We start from the raw sequence: 17,628 nt of genomic DNA on the forward strand, positions 1-17,628 counted from the left end.
TTTCAATTATGAACAAAATCATATTTCCTATTGCCATTATTGCGCTGATTGCAGGTGTAGCTTCCTTTTTCTCCTTCCAATCATCGAATGAGTTGGTATACGTGGATGTAAATAAGCTATTAGAAGGCTACAAACGCACTAAAGTCGAACAAGAATCTTTCAAAAAGAAAACGGACGTCATAAAATCAAACGTTGACAGTTTAGTTACTAATTGGCAATCCGAACTCAAAAAGTACGAAAAAGAGCAAGCTGGAATGTCAACAAAAGAGAGGGAACTTAAAAAAGAACTGCTAACCAATAAACAACAACAGATAAACAATTACCAACAGGCAGTTCAAAAACATATTCAAGAGGAAGATCAAAAAATGACACAAACTGTAGTAAATGACATTAATGGCTATATCAAAGAATATGGGAAAAATCATGGTTATCCTATAATTTTTGGGGCGGGCGGAAATGGTAATATCATGTATGCCGAGGATGCCTCTGATTTGACCAAAGAAGTTTTAGAAGGATTAAATACGCAATATGAAGGAGAATAAAGTTATTAAGGGAGTCCTATTTTTTTTGGAGGTGTTCGTCCTATTATTTATTGCTTCATGTTCACAAAAGTCCTTCCACACAAGTGAAGACCTGATGGTATATGTATCTAATCCCGAAAATGGATATAGGCAGGAGAAATCGATTAATGGTGTTGAATATTCCATTACCTACAGGCCAACGGATATACTGGTAAAACAATGGCTGGGCGATAACCCAAGTCAAAATGATGTTGATAGTCTTAGAAAGAAGTATAATAAATACATGTATTTCAATTTTTCGCTAGCAAAAAATAAACAGGAGATATTGAACAGCTTGGTAACTAACAAAGAGGATTTCGGTAAAATGGTCAATCAACTTGCTTTCGGAATGAATGAAAGAGTACACTTATTCAGCAGTAATAAAGATTCCATTGCAATCGCCGATTATATCTATCCCAGACTATATGGTATGAGTGGTGCCACAAGTATGTTATTGGTCTACCCAAAAGACCCAAAGTTAATGGCAAACGAATTCTTTCATTTTACCGTCGAGGACTTGGGTCTTGCAACTGGCGAGATTAGTTTTAAAATACCAACGAAGCCGATAAAGAATGAGCCTAAATTGAAATTTTAGTTTTAGGATACTTAGACCTGAATTTCAAAAAAATTCACAAAATAATGAAGAAAATTCAATTTTCCCATAGAGTAATGGCAGTTTTTTTAACACTTATATTTTGGCCAAGTGTTATGCCTATCAATTACCTATATGCCTCCAATAACGGGCCTAATTCTCCAGAAGCGGCAGGTTTTGAACCTGTTGACGCGACCGATATGGTGAATCTGTTCACGGGCGATATGAGTTATGTGCTTCCCTTATTGAACGTTCCTTCACCGGAAGGAGGATATCCACTCGCACTATCATATCATGCGGGTATTGGTTTTGATCAAGAAGCCTCATGGGTAGGGCTTGGGTGGAGTTTGAACCCGGGCGCCATAAATCGTAATGTGTCAGGAGTTCCCGATGATTGGTATGAAACCAGGAAATATAGCATGATGTACAACGATATTGGGGTCGCTACCAATATTTCTCTTGGAGCTTCAGTACGAGCCGGAGGTTTGGCAAGTTTTGCAGCTTCCTTGAACTACTCTTCTTTCAAGGCTACCGGAGGTGAAACAACCCATGATGTTGGAATATCTGCCAGTGCTAACATACTCGAATTTGCCAAAGGTAAAGGAGGTTTAGGAGTTAGTGGTTATTTAGGAACGAACGGAGTTGGTGTTGGAGCTAATTTAGGTTATGATACAAAGGGTGGCCATAGATTGGGAGTAGGTTTAAGTGCATTTCAAAGTTTCAGGGGAGAGGGATTCAGGGTAGGGGCAAATGCTTCATTTAGTGGACTGGGGGTCGGTATAGACTTAAGCTCTAAAGGTCTATCCTCTTCATTGGGACTTGGGGCAGGTAGCATTGGTTTAACCGGAGGGGACAACCTGAATAATTCAGTTCATCAGCAAAAATCAGGATTTCTTCTAGATTTTTTCTTCGTTGATTTTTCATATTTCAAAACAAACTATTGGGCTTTTGATGCATCGTATTCTATATATAATGGTTCGCTTTATGCAGGTAAAATAGAAGATACGTTTCAAAATACCCTTGATCCTTCAAAGTTTGGTATGGATGCTTACGAAGCTACCTATGAATCTGATAAGAACGAACAATTAAGAGACACAAACTTTTCTTTTATGAGCTACGACAAATATAATGTCACTGCTCAAGGAATAGGGGGCAGCATCTCCCCAAAATTATTGGAAAATGGAGCATTAATAATGCCTATGAACACAATAAGGACAAGAAAAAGTTCGGGTGGCAGATATCAAATCTCATTAACAAACACTTCTTACAAAATGCCGACCAATACATCAAAAAACTTTTCAAAAAGTATGGATGATAAAAGTGTAAATTTTTATTTTGAAAATGAATATTCTTCATACTTGAATATTAGCTCCGGTACTTGGTTAGCTCCCTCCTCCGGAAATTTGGATGACCCAACCGATATATCCTACATTAACAATACGGTTGTGGACAGCAGATACATAAACGGGGAATCATTCGATTCTTACAACGAGTCAAATGATCGGCTTCGGAAAGGAAACTTCATAGAAACTTTTACGAATGCCGAAATAAACCAGTCGCCATCTAAAATAATTCAACCAGTGGCTACGGGTTTTAGCAGAACAGGACAATCCGTTCCCGAAAAAGGAATAGGGGCATTCAAGATTACGGCTTTGGATGGTAAAACCTATCATTATTCCCTCCCCGTTTACCACAAAGAGCAATTTTCCAGATTTTCAAATGTCGAGGATAACAATGAAGAGAAGTTTCTTGAACAACAACAATTTGAACCTTATGCTACGCATTGGTTGTTGACCGCTATTACCGGATCGGACTATTTCGATTATAACGGGAACAATCGAGTGGACGAAGGAGATTATGGGTACTGGACCGGTTTCGAATACGGAAAATGGAGCGATGGCTTTGCTTGGAATTCTCCAGAAAATGGCTACCACTCGAACGGTGTTACAAATAACTATTCATGGGGGGTAAAGGAGATATATTACCTTGACAAGGTAAAGACAAGAACGCACACGGCTCTATTTATCAAAGGACTCAGAGAGGACAACAAGAGTTATGAGGATAAAATTGCAGATGGTGATAGCCCGAAACACTATTACATTCCTTTTGAAAGAAGTGTTATTAAAGCACAGGATGATGTATACTATTCGCAGGGTACTCATCTCGATGTACCTATTTATAATGGTTTGTGGCAGAATTACTATTCCACTTCAGATTTCTGGTTTTATGCAGACGTAAAAGAGCAGAGTTCGTTGAAGTTGGACAAAATAATGCTACTCAAAAACGAGGATGCCGAGGATATCCTTAAACATAATTCTACCGATACAAGTTCGAAATTTGCCGGTCGACTTTCTGCTGAGGCAAGAATACAACTAAAAGAAACGGCAACAGGAAGACTTATACGTACTGAACAGGAATTTATAGAAAATGATCATAATTGGTACGGTGAATACTATGGTAATATCCTCAACTCGAACGATATAGATTTACAAGCATTGACCGATAAATCTCTTAAGACCATTGATTTCAATTATGGCGAGGAATATTCATTAGGTAGAAAAACCTCAGAACCAAAAGGCAAACTGACGCTAAATTCAATCAATTTTATTGGTAAACGAGGCGTTCAGTTAATACCTCCCTATAGTTTCGAGTACTTTTCTCCACAAACTACGTACACTGAAGATGATATTGACGACTGGGGGTATTATAAAGATCAAGCCATGATGTGGAGTTTGAATAAAATAAAGAACCCTGTCGGCGGGGAAATTGAAATTATTTACGAAAATGACCGGTATGTCAACGAATACTCAAGCCCGACGACCTTCTTTGACGAGGGTCTTGAATTCAAATATGGTGGTACGGTTGCTGGACCAAAAACGATTAGTTTTCGGAACGATGCCAATGTCGAAGAGAAATATCAAGTTGACTTCACAAATTATTTTACGGCAGGGCAGTCAACTAAAATCGATGTGCTATTTTGGCATTACACCAAAACCAATAGCAACTGGATAGCCGATGTCGAGTCGGTGTGTACTGTGCAAACGGTGTCGGAAAACTTAATAGTTTTTACTTTACCCCAGAACCCCAACCAAAGTTGGGGCAGAGAAGATTCAAACTGCAGTAAAAAAAATTGGGTTTACTACGATGGACAGTATAATCATGTTGTTGACGTTACTGCAAATTGGACAAAACATAAAAATGAAAGTTCTTGTGAAAGACCGGAAGAGACAACAAATAGATCTAGATATCGAATTTTTGCGGAGAAGGAGCCATTGAATAATTCAATAGGCGGAGGAGTAAGAGTGAAAGAGTTGGTGGTCAAGGGAGATGACCACACTACGAAAACCAAATACAAATATACAAATTCTGACGGTGAAGAAACTGGGGTAACCTCGTATGCCGTATCAAAAAGAAATCGAGTAATACCATATATCTCTGAATTACCGAATCCGATGGTAATGTATGGCAATGTCACTGCCGAAAAAAGAGATGCGAACGATAAACTTACATATGAAAAAAAGTATGTCTTCGAGATTCCTAAACAGATTCAATATCAGTCCGATGGGGTTCTTGTAGAAAATGCACTAAAGGTTGAAATCCTACAAGATGACAGCTACACCGATATTTCGTTTGATGGTGAAGATGTAGATGTTAATTTGGGCCGCTTCAATGTTCTCGATTATTCCGGAAATATCGGAAGACTAAAATCAACTCGCGAGTTTAACCCCGAAGGGCAACTTCTCCAAGAAATAAAGAATTCATATAAAGTGGATGGTTTTGATCATGACCAAGGTATTATTAAAGAAACCTTCAATTCATATAAACATTTGAGGGACTATCCTTTAAAGGATAAATACTTGATGACTTCTTCAAGTAAACTAAAGGTGCCCAGCACACTTTCAAAAACTACAATTACCTCTAACGGTCATTCAGAAGAGCAAGAAATAGTGAGTTATGACTTCTTTTCAGGTCAGGTAAAAGAGTCGTGGTCATCATTAAGCGATGGGAAACTCTTCAAGACAAAGTTGACACCCGCTTATAGGGTCTATCCAAAAATGGCTGGTAAGGCGGACAATTCCTCGAACAAAAATATGCTTGCTCAACAGGCCATGAACATTACTGAAATACAAAAAGGCGGGCAATGGTATAAAACAAGTGCCAGCATCAGTACTTGGAAACCAAAACAGTACGAACGTACGACTTTCGTCGGAGACCCCTCGAATCCCACACCGCTTACGGAATTCTTTAGCGTATGGCATCCACATAAAAGTTATGTCTGGGACGGTGATACGGATAACAATGGATTCTTCACTAGTTATGAAAATGAGCACGATGGTTTTGATTGGACCGATGACAATAATTCCAGTTCGGAATGGAAGCAGTTATCCGAAATCACGCAGTACAATGAGTATTCAGTGCCTTTGGAAACTATAGACATCAATGGTAACAGGATGGCAACCAAAATGGGATACGGCGACACCAAAGTTGTTTCGGTATCAGATGCGGGCTACCAAGACATGTATTATAGCGGTGCAGAACATATGATTAACGGTGTTCTCGACGACGGAATAGATGGGGATGGTAGGGTTGATTGGAAATCTCATACGGGTAAATATTCAGTACTTATAGGGACTACTGTCGAAAGAGGATTTTCAATTTCTATGAGCAATTACAAGCCTGGAACGTACAAATTTTCAGTTTGGGTGAACGACGGTTATGAAAAAGCAAGAATCAACGATGGAGACGGTGAAAAAGAATTCAACGGTGAAGTAGTACATGCCGGGGATTGGACCCTGCTTAACCATTATGCAACCTTGGACGGTTCGAGTAAAATCATTTATGTAGCTGCAGTAGACAAGAATATTTTCTTTGATGACTTCAGGATTCATCCCATAGAATCGTCAATGACTTCCTATGTCTATAATGAATGGGACGAACTATCGGATGTTTTAAGTCCGAACAATATGGCTACAAGATATGAATACGATGAGTCTGGGAAATTAAAAAAGGTGTCGACGGAAGTCCAAGATTTCAATGGAGAGGGCTCAGGTGGCTTCAAGACAACTAATGAGTACGATTATTCATACAAGTACCTATTCAACGAATAATCATAGACACTATTATTAACATAATACAGACTGAGAAACAATCTCCAAAACGATTTATCATGAGCTTTCAAAAACCGATTTTCCGATTAATCATTTTATTTTCTGTTTGGTTTTTCGGGATACAGACAATTTTGGGTCAGTCTTACACTGATGAGGAAATAGGGTTCAACGCACAAAAGATTTCCCAAAAATTACTCAATCGAGGCATTCCCCAAGAAGAGATATCCCGATTCATAGCAAAAGAACGAGAACTTTATCTTGATACGTATGTACAAATGCTATCCTTCAAGGAAAATCATCAGTCCCCATTGTCGACAGCAAGTCAGTCGAGAACTTCCAGCTTTGGAACGGCACAACAATACGAATCTACCGCAAGTGCCACCTCGACAGATTGTAGCGTTCCTATCTCATCAAGTGAAAAGCAGGCTTTAATTGACCTTTATAATGCGACCGGTGGCCCTAGTTGGAGCAATAGTTGGGACATTGATAACACCGAACCATGCCAGTGGCACGGGGTAACGGTTATTAATGGTAACGTCTCTGAATTGGAATTATATAACAATGGTCTTTCTGGCTCTATACCTGCATCTATAGGAGACTTATTTTACCTCAATAAATTGTCTCTTGCATCCAATCAACTGAGCGGTAATATTCCACCGGAATTAGGAACTCTGATTAATTTAAATCGGATAGACCTTGCCTCCAATCAACTCAGCGGAAGCATTCCATCCGAATTGGGCAACTTAACCAATTTAACACATGTATACTTAAACAATAATCAACTTGATGGCGCCCTGCCTCCAGAATTGGAAATGTTGACCAACCTGGAAAACCTATATCTGAATACCAACCAAATTAATGGAAACATTCCGTCTGAGCTAGGAAATCTAATTAGCTTAAAGATATTATCACTTGGTTCCAATCAACTCGACGGAAGTATCCCCCCCGAAATGGGGAACTTGACGAATTTAACTTATTTGTACCTAAATAATAATCAAATTGGCGGAGGAATACCATTAGAACTTGGTAATTTAATCAATCTAAAATACCTATATTTAAATTTTAACCAACTCGTTGGGAACATTCCCTTAGAATTAGGTAGCTTGGCCAATCTTGATTACCTAAATTTAAGCATCAATCAACTCACAGGAAGCATCCCACCTGAGTTGGGGAACCTATCTAATTTGTTATATTTTCACCTTAACGTAAACCAATTAAGCGGAAGCATTCCTTCGGAATTGGGCAATCTGATAAAACTAAATAGGATAGATTTAAGATACAACCAATTAACCGGAAGCATTCCTCCAGAACTTGGGAACCTTTTAAATATTAATCGTTTATACCTTGATAACAATCAGTTAAGTGGAATCTTTCCGCCAGAGTTGGGCAATTTATCTACCCTTACCCATCTATACCTTAACCAAAATCAGTTTACCGGAAGTATTCCCATTGAGATTCAATATTTAACCAATCTGTCTGTGCTACAACTTAATAACAACGCTTTCAACGGCAGTATACCGATTGAAATGGGATATTTGACTAAACTTGGCAACTTGAATTTGTCATTCAATCAGCTCAGTGGAACTATCCCTGTCGAAATTGGGAATTTGCATGACCTCGGTATATTAGGTTTGGCAAATAATAGGCTATCCGGAAATATCCCATCAGAATTAGCGAATATGACTGATTTGTATAGTCTATACATAGACGGTAATCAATATCAATTTGGGGATTTGGAAGATGAATTTAATAATCTCGATTCTAAATTAATCTATTTTAATTATTCTCCGCAAGATAACGTAAATGAGGAAGAAACCTTTGAAATAAATGAATTTGAGGATATCACACTTACTGTCAGTACATCTGGCTCCCAAAATCACTATAATTGGTTTAAAAACGGTGTATCCCTCAATGCCCCGGACAGTCCCGACCTAATCATCGAAAACGCCCAATTTGACGATAGTGGCACTTATCATTGTGAGGTCTCCAATGATATTGTTACAGGGCTTATCCTTAGAAGGGAAAACATCAATATTTCGGTACGCCCACTACTATACGAAGACAGGAATACCATAACCTCAAGGTCGTACGATATAAACGGCATCGAGAAAGTCGCCTCGAAGACCTACTATGACGAGTTGGGCAAACAGGTTCAAACTCAAAGGTGGGATAGGGAATACAATTCCATATGGGCTTCTGAGATACGTTACGATTATTTAGGTAGGCCTGCACTGTCCACTTTGGAGGCACCTCTTCTAAATTCTACGTTCTTTCAATATCAAGAGGGTTTTATAAAAAATGGTGACAATTCTACGGACATGACCATCTCCGATTTGGAGCAAAATCCCTCCAATCCTCCGAACATTGGTAATGCGCCAAACACTTTAGGCTGGTATTACAGTGATAGCAATACTAGGGAAAGCTTTCAGGATATTACCGAGCACCCTTTTTCAAGAAGCGTTTATAGTTCATTAATTCCGGGCAAAAAACTATTTTCCGTAGGAGGTAACAGGATAGATAGCAATGGGGACGACCAAATATTTCCTTTCAGTGACTCTTTTTCAAAAACATATTCCTTTACCGTCCAAGCTTCGCAAGAGCTTTCGAGGACAGTAGCATTCGCTGACACCAAGTATGATTCGCATAATGTCTTAAAAACGGTAACGCGTGATGTACATGGTAACGAAAACGTCGTTTTTACCGACATGGATGGAAAGGTCCTGGCCTCGGCCCGAAGTGGCGGTCCCGAAAGCCGGATCATGACGATACAGGTTGGAGAACAAGGCTTAATAGACATACATGTGCCACAAGGTGAAAACATGGGGTTTACAGTTAATGTTCCGAGCGGGGTTACTTATCGGGTTTTCAATTTGATTACCGAAGGTCTCACTAACGACTCCCCATTATCGCCGAACGGATTTTATCGAGTTGCCATCAATTCGCCAGAGGACTATACAGGGGGAGCAACAGTTACCTACAAAGAAAACTATTATGATTATACCTTAAATGAATACGATGATGCTGGTCGCATTGCGAAAGTGTACCAACCTCTAGGGACTTCAACGAGCACCAAACCGAAAACAAATTATGAGTACAATACATTGGGTCAATTAACTAAAACCATAAATCCCGATGAAGGTACTTCTAGTTTCAAATATCGTCAAGACGGTCAAATTAGATACTCTCAGAATAGCGAACAAGCAACGAGAAATGAGGTGTCATTTACCGATTATGATGGTAAAGGCAGGCCTGTGCAAAGCGGGATTGTTTCTTCTGACTTTCAGACATTGAATCCCGACGACGAAAATTTCACAGTCCCTTATTCCGAAATGTCCACAGCAACGGATAGAGACAACCACACTATTACCGTATATGACGCTAGAGGTTATAATGTAAGTTGGTTTGATGGCAAACCAGATTACAAGGCAACTTTTACGGCAGGTCGTGTTGCCGAGACCTCTAATAAGTATGGTCGAACATTCTATAGCTATGATATTTACGGCAGGGTAAATTGGTTGGTCCTAGAAATCCCTGGGCTAAAAAATCCGGATAGCTCCTCGCCCGAAAATTATGTTACCCAGCACTACGAATATCATCCCATATCGGGATTGGTCCAACAGGTAATTTACGGAAAGGATAGTTCTGATCAGTTCATTCATCGGTATACCTACAATGACCTTCACCAATTGACTACGGTCGAAACTTCAAAAAATGGCCAGGACTATACCCTTCAGGCCAACTACGAATACTATGAAACCGGCATGCTCAAACGTACGGAATTAGCTCCTGACACACAGGGTATCCCCTTACAAGGTATCGATTATGTCTATAACATCAATGGGCAATTAAAGTCGATTAACCATCCAAGCCTTGAGGCATCATATGACCCGGATGGGGTAGCCGACGTATTCGGAATGCAGATAGACTACCATAATACCGATTATTCGCGCGAGGTGTCGGGTATTGAAACACCGATGTACGGAGACAATCAATACAATGGCAATATCAAGGGCATTAGATGGAATAGTAACGCGCCCAATACAACCTCACAGGCCTATAGCTACAAATACGAGCGAAACAATTGGCTCACAAGCGCGAATTACGGAAAACATACCCAAGAGACAGATACGGGGTTAGATCCTGCTTATACCGATACGAATACATATGTTAGTGGTACTTCGACTCTAAAGGAATATTCGCAAAGTATTACTTTGGCGCCGGGCTTTCACGCTGAGGAGGGTAGTGATTATATTGCTCGAATTGTATCCAACGGTGGATTCGATTCTATTGCAAATGGAGACTATGATGTTACAAACATTACCTATGATGCGAACGGTAATATCCTTTCTCTAAAACGTAACAAAGATGGGGGGATGGGAAATAATGGAATGGACGACCTGAGTTACAATTATAACTCCAGTACGAATCAGTTGAATCATGTTTCGGATATGGTAGACGCTTCTGCGAGCGGTGATGACATCGACAGTCAAAATTCTGATAATTACATATATGACGCAATAGGGCAGTTGGTTCGCAACGATATAGAGAATGTTGACTATCTTTACAACACGAATGGTTTAGTAACGGAAGTTAAAAAAAATGGTTCCACGTTGGTAAAGTTCCATTATAACGAGCGTAACCATCGATATAAAAAAGAGGTTTTTACCAACGGTTCTCAGATGAATACTGAGACTTATGTTCGGGATTTATCGGGAAGTATATTGGCAATCTATAGAAACGGCTCGTTGGTCGAACAGCCAATTTATGGCCTTGGTCGTTTAGGTCTACACAAACCACTGGACGAGTCAGATTTATACGAAATTACCGACCATCTTGGCAACGTCCGTGCTGTGGTAGGTCGCTCTGATAGCGGTACCCCAATAGGACTTGTCGCGGCTACTGATTACTACCCCTTCGGGTCGCCTATGCCGGGTCGGAACATCGTCGGGGACTACCGTTACGGATATCAGGGACAGTACTCCGAGAAGGACGACGAAACGGGACTGAACGCCTTCGAGCTTAGGATGTACGATTCGCGTATCGGAAGGTGGACTAGCCCAGATCCCTATGGCCAGTTCGACAGTCCTTACATCGGCATGGGGAACAACCCGATAAGCTATTCGGATCCGGACGGGGGATGTGTAGGTAAAGATTGCCCCGATTCCATTACCACAGGAGAAAACGATTGTAGATGCTCAACGTACGACATTGAGACAGGTATTGGAACAACTCATTTAATGGATATTTCAGATGTTTTTGGTTTCGCTAGTACGTCTACTGCAAATTGGAAGAACCCCTATACGTCCTTACAGTTATTGACTAATTTTTCTTCAAGACCAGATCAAGATGGAATTGTAACCGAAGCTGAAGCAGATAGATGGAGGAAAATTGGAAACGGTCAATCTTTACTTGTAGATTTTTCTAAGCTCGATTTTCAAAGCAGTCGTTTAAGCGTACAAGATTTTAAAAATGGAAACAATCAGTTAGTGAATTTTTTCAAAGGAGTAAATATACATGCATTTAAGTCTCATGTAATATATCGTCCTGCCAGTGACAATACTCTTTCCTGGGTACATGGAACCTTAAATGTTGTACTTCTCGATCCAAATAACGGGACAGTTACAATAGATCAATCCAATGGTTATTTTGACATATATGATTTTCACAAACTTAATATTTTTGCACCATCAGGAGATGATTTTCTTTTTTACGGTTATGGAAAAGGTAAAATAAACGTGAATACACCGCCATTTCCAAAAGCCACTCCAAATTTTAGACCTTTCGGGTTGTAACTATAACATTATGAAGAAGAGGTTTTTTATAGTATTGGCCATTTCAATAATATCTTGCACCACCAAGGTTTTGCCCGGAAAATTTAATTTGGAAAAGCAGCAATCTTTTTATGTTGGACTTTATGATTTAGTAATTTATGATATTGAAGATACGGATTTGATTTATGAAATAGAGACGTTCAAAAACTATCCTATTTTTAAAGATGTATTTGACGAAGATTATATGGTACAAAATTGGGGGCGATTGAATACTGATTCAGCTATTTACAATAATTTGAAAAATTCCATTGAATCCGTTAAAAACCAAGTAACTCCAAAAGAAAAATCAAAATGGATAAAAGATTTTTTAATCGATTTAAAATCAAATGAGAAAGACTTTTATATAGCTGGAGTTTATAGAAAAATTGGCCCAAAGAATGTTTACTATTATTACTACCTAGTAAATACAAAGAATAATAAATTAATAGTAATCGAAAATACAAATTAGCCCCCCGCTGGTACAAGCAAAAACTAATATATTTCTATTCAACGACTTGTTACAAGCGATAGTAATGAAGCTATCACTACGTTTATGACACTCTCTCAATCCATAGTTGCTGAATGGGAAATTTCAAATCACGACCAAGGGCAATATCCTCGGTGATTCATTGGCTATTTATGACCAGAAAACGTTTCCTGTTGAATGAAATTGGAAGAAATCAAGCAAGTTTTGAATTAAGCCAGCTTATCCTGTAGCGTATTGTTCTGCGCATCTTTGAGCATCACATCGAGCATAGATAAAATTCTGTCCATGTAGGCGGGATTTATTTCACTTTTTATACAACACTAAGTCCATAATTACGTTTCTATTTATTAGAAACCTACTTATGCGACCTACGTTTTATGCAATAATGGCATTATTGGTATTTTCTTGTGGCCCTCTCCAAGATATTAAAAGAAACCAAGAACGATTTATCCCTTCCATAGGAACAATCGGAAAAGAGGAAAATCGCCTCTTAACCAAAAACTTCCAAGCAATTGGAAGTCCCCATCTTAAAAAAGGCATCCCTCTCTCCATAAGAGAACTACAGTTCGATAAATCAAATTTCAAAAGATACACTGATTACACTGCACGTCAAGGGTCTATACCCACTATAATATTCATAGATTCCTTGCCAGTAAAACCAAAATACCTCTGTCTACGGCTTTCAGACAAAATTGCATTGCAATCGCAATTGAATGGAAATATAAATTCCACCGTTCGTTCCTACCTGTCCAACGATGACGACTTTAAAATCGTGACCCAGATTGCCGTTTTGGAAACTCCCGAAAATTCGCAGCGATTGCTTGGAGCGGAAGGGCTCTTCCTTACCCAATGCAAGGACGGGCTGTTGGATATCGAACTTCTAAAGAACGGTAAGCGAAATTCCTATAGAATATCGACCATGGAAATCTTCGATTACGAGGTGTCCGGATTTTGCTGGGATACCGATAGATTTGGAAAAGAACGCATTGCGTCGATTTCCGCAGATGGCGGGAAATGTCCGAAAGGGACCGAAAGGGACGCCCAAAAATTGAACGAAACCAAATCCTATCTGAAACTATGAAATTATTAAAAGCTTTATCGGCACTGATATACCTCGGGATTTTTGCTACCGGATGTGAGGATATTCTGGAGGTCCCGGATATTTCGGGTCGGCAGGTAGAGATCGTCGCCCCAAAAGACCGCGTGGTCGTGGAAAATTCCCAAGTAAACTTTACCTGGAACGGCGTGGCCGATGCCGACTCCTATTCTGTGCAGATCGCACGGCCCAATTTCAGGGAGGCCGCCCAGATCCTGTTGGACAGCACCATTGTCCTGGACAGCACTTTTATCGGTACCAAGGCGATAAAAAATTTGGACAACGGGGACTACGAATGGCGGGTAAAGGCACTGAACAGCGATTTCCGGACGGAATTCTCGTCAAGCGCCTTTAAGGTAGAGGCATCCGCGAACTAATCTCCAGGCCCATTGAAAAAGAACCAAAGGACATATCTGTTGTTGGGCCTCGTACTCACGGTCTGGGGCTTACTGGGCCTTAGGATCGTAAGGACCGTGAGCCCCCCGACCGGGGTATCGCGAACAGTAGCCGATATAGGGGAATTCCGCCCGGTGGCCATAAAGCGCCCGGATAGCTTCGGTATCGTGGCGGACTATCGGGATCCGTTCCTGGGCACCCTGCCAAGATCGGAGGTGCCTGGAAAAAAAGAGGCCGTGCCGAAAAAAGAGGCCCTTCCGGAGAAGGACATCCGATATACCGGTTTTATAACGGAAAACACAACTGGGAAAAAGATCTTTTTCCTGACCGTGGACGGGCAACAGCAGATGTTGGACGAGAACGGGGTCCTGGGCGGGGTCAGGCTCGTTTCGGGCGATGCCGAAAAAATAAAGGTTCGGTACCATGGAAAGACCAAAAGTGTTCCGATAGCACAATGAAGTGTCCAAAGAAGATAAGGGCCGGGGCCCTACAGTTCGTACTGTTCATTGGCGCTGTCGTGGCGATCCTACTGATGGGCTTTGTCCTGATAAGCCATTCCCACACCTTTTTCGGCAAAAGGACCGATATTACCGTTTCGGTAATACAACGGGCCGATTTCGGACTGCGCTACGCCTTTCAAAAAGGGATGGAAGACAGTTCCGTCCTGGAGGTGCCTTTGGAGGAAAAATTCGGTATCGAAACCCGTGTCGAAAAGGAACACTGGGGCCTATTTGAAAAGTACACCTCCAAGGCCCAACATAAAAATACCGAATTTACCAAGACGGCCCTGGTGGGCAACGGTACCGGAAATGGATCGCCCGCGCTCTATCTGACCGATAGGCAACGCCCGTTAATAATTGCCGGGAGCGCCAAAATAACCGGGGATGCCTATCTGCCTTCCCAGGGTATCCGGATGGGCAACATATCCGGAAATTCCTATCGCTACGGCCGACTACTCCATGGCGACCGAAAGGAAAGCGGCCCCGAAATCCCTGAAATGGCCGCCGAAACAAAAAGGGGGATAACGGACCTTTTAGAAAATTTTCAGGGGAAAGGAAATGCCGTCATGTTCGAGCGGGATCTGAAGGTAAGGAATTCCTTCCTATCCCCCACCAAACATATCAATGGCCGAACGCTCCGCTTGGAAGGGGCGTCCCTGATCGGGAACATCATCATAGCCGCCTCGGAGAAAATCATTGTCGGACCGTCCGCAACGTTGCGGGACGTAATATTGATCGCTCCCGAGATCGTTATCGAAGACGGGGTCAAGGGCAGCTTCCAGGCCTTTGCCGATACGTACATATCCGTGGGCAAACGGTGTGAACTGTCCTACCCTACGGCACTGGTGGTATCGGAAAGGAACCGGGGAACCGGGCAAGGAAAAGGTATCGGGCCAAACCTCCATGTCGATTCGGGAAGTGCGGTAAACGGCGTATTGGCATATCTGGACGGATCCGAAAAGCAGACTTATTTTCCACAGATCATGGTTTCCGAGGGCGCAACGGTCCGCGGTGAAATCTATTGCACGGAAAATCTGGAGCTGAAAGGCTCCGTAATCGGCAGTGTTGTTACCAATGGCTTTATCGCCTTGGAAAACGGGAGCATCTACCAGAACCACTTATATAATGGCACGATCGACGGCAACGCACTGCCGAAAGAATATGTGGGACTGGTCGCCGGAAAAGAACGGACTAAAAAAGTGGTCAAATGGTTGTACTGAAGAAAACAAGGGCATCGACCCTGATGGAAACTTTGGTGGCAACGGTGCTCATCGTTATCGTCTTCATGATCTCCAGTATGCTGTTGAACAACCTTTTTTCAAGCAGTATCAAGGGGAGGACACATCCCGTTCGGGAGCGGATCCACGAGCTGCGATATCGATACGGCAACGGTGGCCTACATCTCCCATACTTCGACGAGATGGACGGTTGGGAAATCTCAGTTGAAAATGGTAAAAGCACGGGAGTCCCGGTCGTAACTTTCCGGGCGGAAAAAAAAGGGGTTGACAAATCGATCGTCGAAACGATGGTATATGGGGAATAGGATGAAAAAAGTAAGGGCGTTTACCCTGGCCGAGATGATCGTGACCCTGCTTATCACGACAATCGTGGTCGGCATGGCCTTTGCCGTGCTCAATTTGGTGCAAAGGCAGATGCTGGGCATCGAACGGAACTATGAAAGGACTACCGAGCTGGACCGCTTGCGACAGTCCCTATGGATCGATTTCAACAGGTACGGGACTATTGCTTATGATGAGAAGAACGGGGAGCTCAGTTTTTCCAATGAAATGGGGACCCAAAAATATAAGTTGGACAAAAACCTGATCGTAAAGGGAAAGGATACGTTCGACCTAATATGGGAACATCGTCGTTTTCTGTTCGAAAATATTGAACGGACGTCGGGGGAAATCGATGCCTTGGACCTTTGGACCGGAAAGGCCCACGGCGGCCGGCGATTGTTCGTTTACAAAAACAATTCAGCAGATACCTATATGAAATAGATCATGGGATTCAAACTGGAACATACAGCCCCCGTACCGAACAAAGGCCCCGAAAAGGACTGGTTGTCCCGAACCTTACGGAAAGAAATAACGCTGTTCGGGAAATCCTTCGGGAACAAAAAAAAGGAGGATTTCTATACGGAACTGGCCGTTCTCCTGAAAGCGGGCATCAACCTGAAGGAATCGCTAACGTTGATACGGGAAAACCAAAAAAAGGAAAAACTCAGGACCTTTTTTGGCGACATGGTGGATGCCCTGGTCTCTGGCAGGAGTTTTTTCGGGATACTACAGGACAAAGGGGAGTTCTCGGAATATGAGTACTATTCCGTCAAGATCGGGGAGGAGACCGGTACCCTGTCAAGGATCGTGGAGGAACTGGGCAAGTTCTATGCCCGGAAGAACGAACAGCGAAGGGGACTTGTAAACGCACTGACCTATCCCGTAATAATCCTCGTCACGGCCATGATGGTCGTAATATTCATGCTGCGCATGGTCGTACCCATGTTCGAGGACATTTTCAGGCAGAACAACGTCGAACTCCCCGCGATGACCAGGATGATAGTCGGTGCCTCCAATTTTATACGGGACTATGGTTGGCTGGCCCTACTCTCCATCTTGGCTTTTATTTTCCTCTGGAGGACCTTCTCGAAAAAAACCTGGTTCAAGCGACGGAAGGACTATCTGCTGCTGAAACTGCCCTATGTGGGTAATTTTATCGGTTCGGTATATCTGGCCCAATTTACCCAGGCCGTCGCCCTGTTGACCTCCTCAAAGGTACCCATGCTGAACAGTATCCGACTGGTCAACAAGATGATCGATTTTTGTCCCTTGAACGATGCGCTGGCACAAATCGAAAAAGAGGTGCTGTCCGGCAGGAGCCTGAACGAAAGCATGGCCGGAAATAAGATCTTCGACAATAAAATGGTGTCCTTGGTAAAGGTGGCCGAAGAGACGAACCGGACCGAATATATCTTTGAACGGCTCACCCAGCAATACGCCATCGAGGTACAGCAGAAATCCAAGTTGTTGTCTACCCTTATGGAGCCCTTGATCATTGTGGTCGTCGGGATATTTGTCGG

Annotated in this window: 12 protein-coding genes; all 12 read left to right on the plus strand. The window is 41.9% G+C overall.

From position 1 onward, the window contains the following. Positions 1-8 precede the first annotated feature (8 nt). On the plus strand, positions 9-542 hold the full coding sequence (locus ACEW8S_RS12145; protein ID WP_373518415.1) for an OmpH family outer membrane protein: 534 nt from the start codon (positions 9-11) through the stop codon (positions 540-542). Continuing rightward, positions 529-1,155, plus strand: a complete 627-nt coding sequence (locus tag ACEW8S_RS12150) for a hypothetical protein (protein ID WP_373518416.1) — start codon at positions 529-531, stop codon at positions 1,153-1,155. Before ACEW8S_RS12145 ends, ACEW8S_RS12150 begins: the two co-directional genes overlap by 14 nt. Before the next feature lie 44 nt (positions 1,156-1,199). Beyond that, complete coding sequence (locus tag ACEW8S_RS12155; protein ID WP_373518417.1) at positions 1,200-6,260, plus strand: hypothetical protein; 5,061 nt, start codon at positions 1,200-1,202, stop codon at positions 6,258-6,260. A 59-nt stretch (positions 6,261-6,319) separates the two neighbouring features. After that, the gene (locus ACEW8S_RS12160) at positions 6,320-12,052 is read left to right on the plus strand and encodes a leucine-rich repeat domain-containing protein (RefSeq protein WP_373518418.1); all 5,733 of its coding nucleotides are present in this window, start codon (positions 6,320-6,322) and stop codon (positions 12,050-12,052) included. Between the two features lie 10 nt (positions 12,053-12,062). Then, positions 12,063-12,539 carry a hypothetical protein gene (locus tag ACEW8S_RS12165; RefSeq protein ID WP_373518419.1) on the plus strand — a complete coding sequence of 159 codons (477 nt, stop codon included), beginning with the start codon at positions 12,063-12,065 and terminating at the stop codon, positions 12,537-12,539. Positions 12,540-13,266: 727 nt separating this feature from the next. After that, a complete protein-coding gene (locus ACEW8S_RS12170; RefSeq protein ID WP_373518420.1) occupies positions 13,267-13,638 on the plus strand; it encodes a hypothetical protein in 372 nt (123 codons plus the stop codon). Further along, complete coding sequence (locus ACEW8S_RS12175) at positions 13,635-14,030, plus strand: hypothetical protein (RefSeq protein ID WP_373518421.1); 396 nt, start codon at positions 13,635-13,637, stop codon at positions 14,028-14,030. The genes ACEW8S_RS12170 and ACEW8S_RS12175 overlap by 4 nt, the downstream gene beginning before the upstream one ends. 12 nt (positions 14,031-14,042) lie before the next feature. Beyond that, positions 14,043-14,507, plus strand: a complete 465-nt coding sequence (locus ACEW8S_RS12180) for a hypothetical protein (RefSeq protein ID WP_373518422.1) — start codon at positions 14,043-14,045, stop codon at positions 14,505-14,507. Then, positions 14,504-15,769 carry a hypothetical protein gene (locus ACEW8S_RS12185; RefSeq protein WP_373518423.1) on the plus strand — a complete coding sequence of 422 codons (1,266 nt, stop codon included), beginning with the start codon at positions 14,504-14,506 and terminating at the stop codon, positions 15,767-15,769. The genes ACEW8S_RS12180 and ACEW8S_RS12185 overlap by 4 nt, the downstream gene beginning before the upstream one ends. Further along, positions 15,757-16,092 (plus strand): hypothetical protein, encoded by a 336-nt coding sequence (locus tag ACEW8S_RS12190; RefSeq protein ID WP_373518424.1) that lies wholly within the window; start codon positions 15,757-15,759, stop codon positions 16,090-16,092. The genes ACEW8S_RS12185 and ACEW8S_RS12190 overlap by 13 nt, the downstream gene beginning before the upstream one ends. Next, the gene (locus ACEW8S_RS12195) at positions 16,082-16,549 is read left to right on the plus strand and encodes a type II secretion system protein J (RefSeq protein ID WP_373518425.1); all 468 of its coding nucleotides are present in this window, start codon (positions 16,082-16,084) and stop codon (positions 16,547-16,549) included. Before ACEW8S_RS12190 ends, ACEW8S_RS12195 begins: the two co-directional genes overlap by 11 nt. Before the next feature lie 3 nt (positions 16,550-16,552). Beyond that, on the plus strand, positions 16,553-17,628 hold a 1,076-nt coding region (locus ACEW8S_RS12200), incomplete at its 3' end, for a type II secretion system F family protein (RefSeq protein WP_373518426.1).

Source organism: Pricia sp., from assembly GCF_041745955.1.
GTDB lineage: Bacteria > Bacteroidota > Bacteroidia > Flavobacteriales > Flavobacteriaceae > Pricia.

Coding starts and splice junctions, on each gene's coding strand:
- ACEW8S_RS12145 (WP_373518415.1), top strand. CDS start 9: ATGAACAAAATCATATTTCCTATTGCCATTATTGCGCTGATTGCAGGT.
- ACEW8S_RS12190 (WP_373518424.1), top strand. CDS start 15,757: ATGGTTGTACTGAAGAAAACAAGGGCATCGACCCTGATGGAAACTTTG.
- ACEW8S_RS12185 (WP_373518423.1), top strand. CDS start 14,504: ATGAAGTGTCCAAAGAAGATAAGGGCCGGGGCCCTACAGTTCGTACTG.
- ACEW8S_RS12175 (WP_373518421.1), top strand. CDS start 13,635: ATGAAATTATTAAAAGCTTTATCGGCACTGATATACCTCGGGATTTTT.
- ACEW8S_RS12195 (WP_373518425.1), top strand. CDS start 16,082: ATGGGGAATAGGATGAAAAAAGTAAGGGCGTTTACCCTGGCCGAGATG.
- ACEW8S_RS12150 (WP_373518416.1), top strand. CDS start 529: ATGAAGGAGAATAAAGTTATTAAGGGAGTCCTATTTTTTTTGGAGGTG.
- ACEW8S_RS12165 (WP_373518419.1), top strand. CDS start 12,063: ATGAAGAAGAGGTTTTTTATAGTATTGGCCATTTCAATAATATCTTGC.
- ACEW8S_RS12160 (WP_373518418.1), top strand. CDS start 6,320: ATGAGCTTTCAAAAACCGATTTTCCGATTAATCATTTTATTTTCTGTT.
- ACEW8S_RS12155 (WP_373518417.1), top strand. CDS start 1,200: ATGAAGAAAATTCAATTTTCCCATAGAGTAATGGCAGTTTTTTTAACA.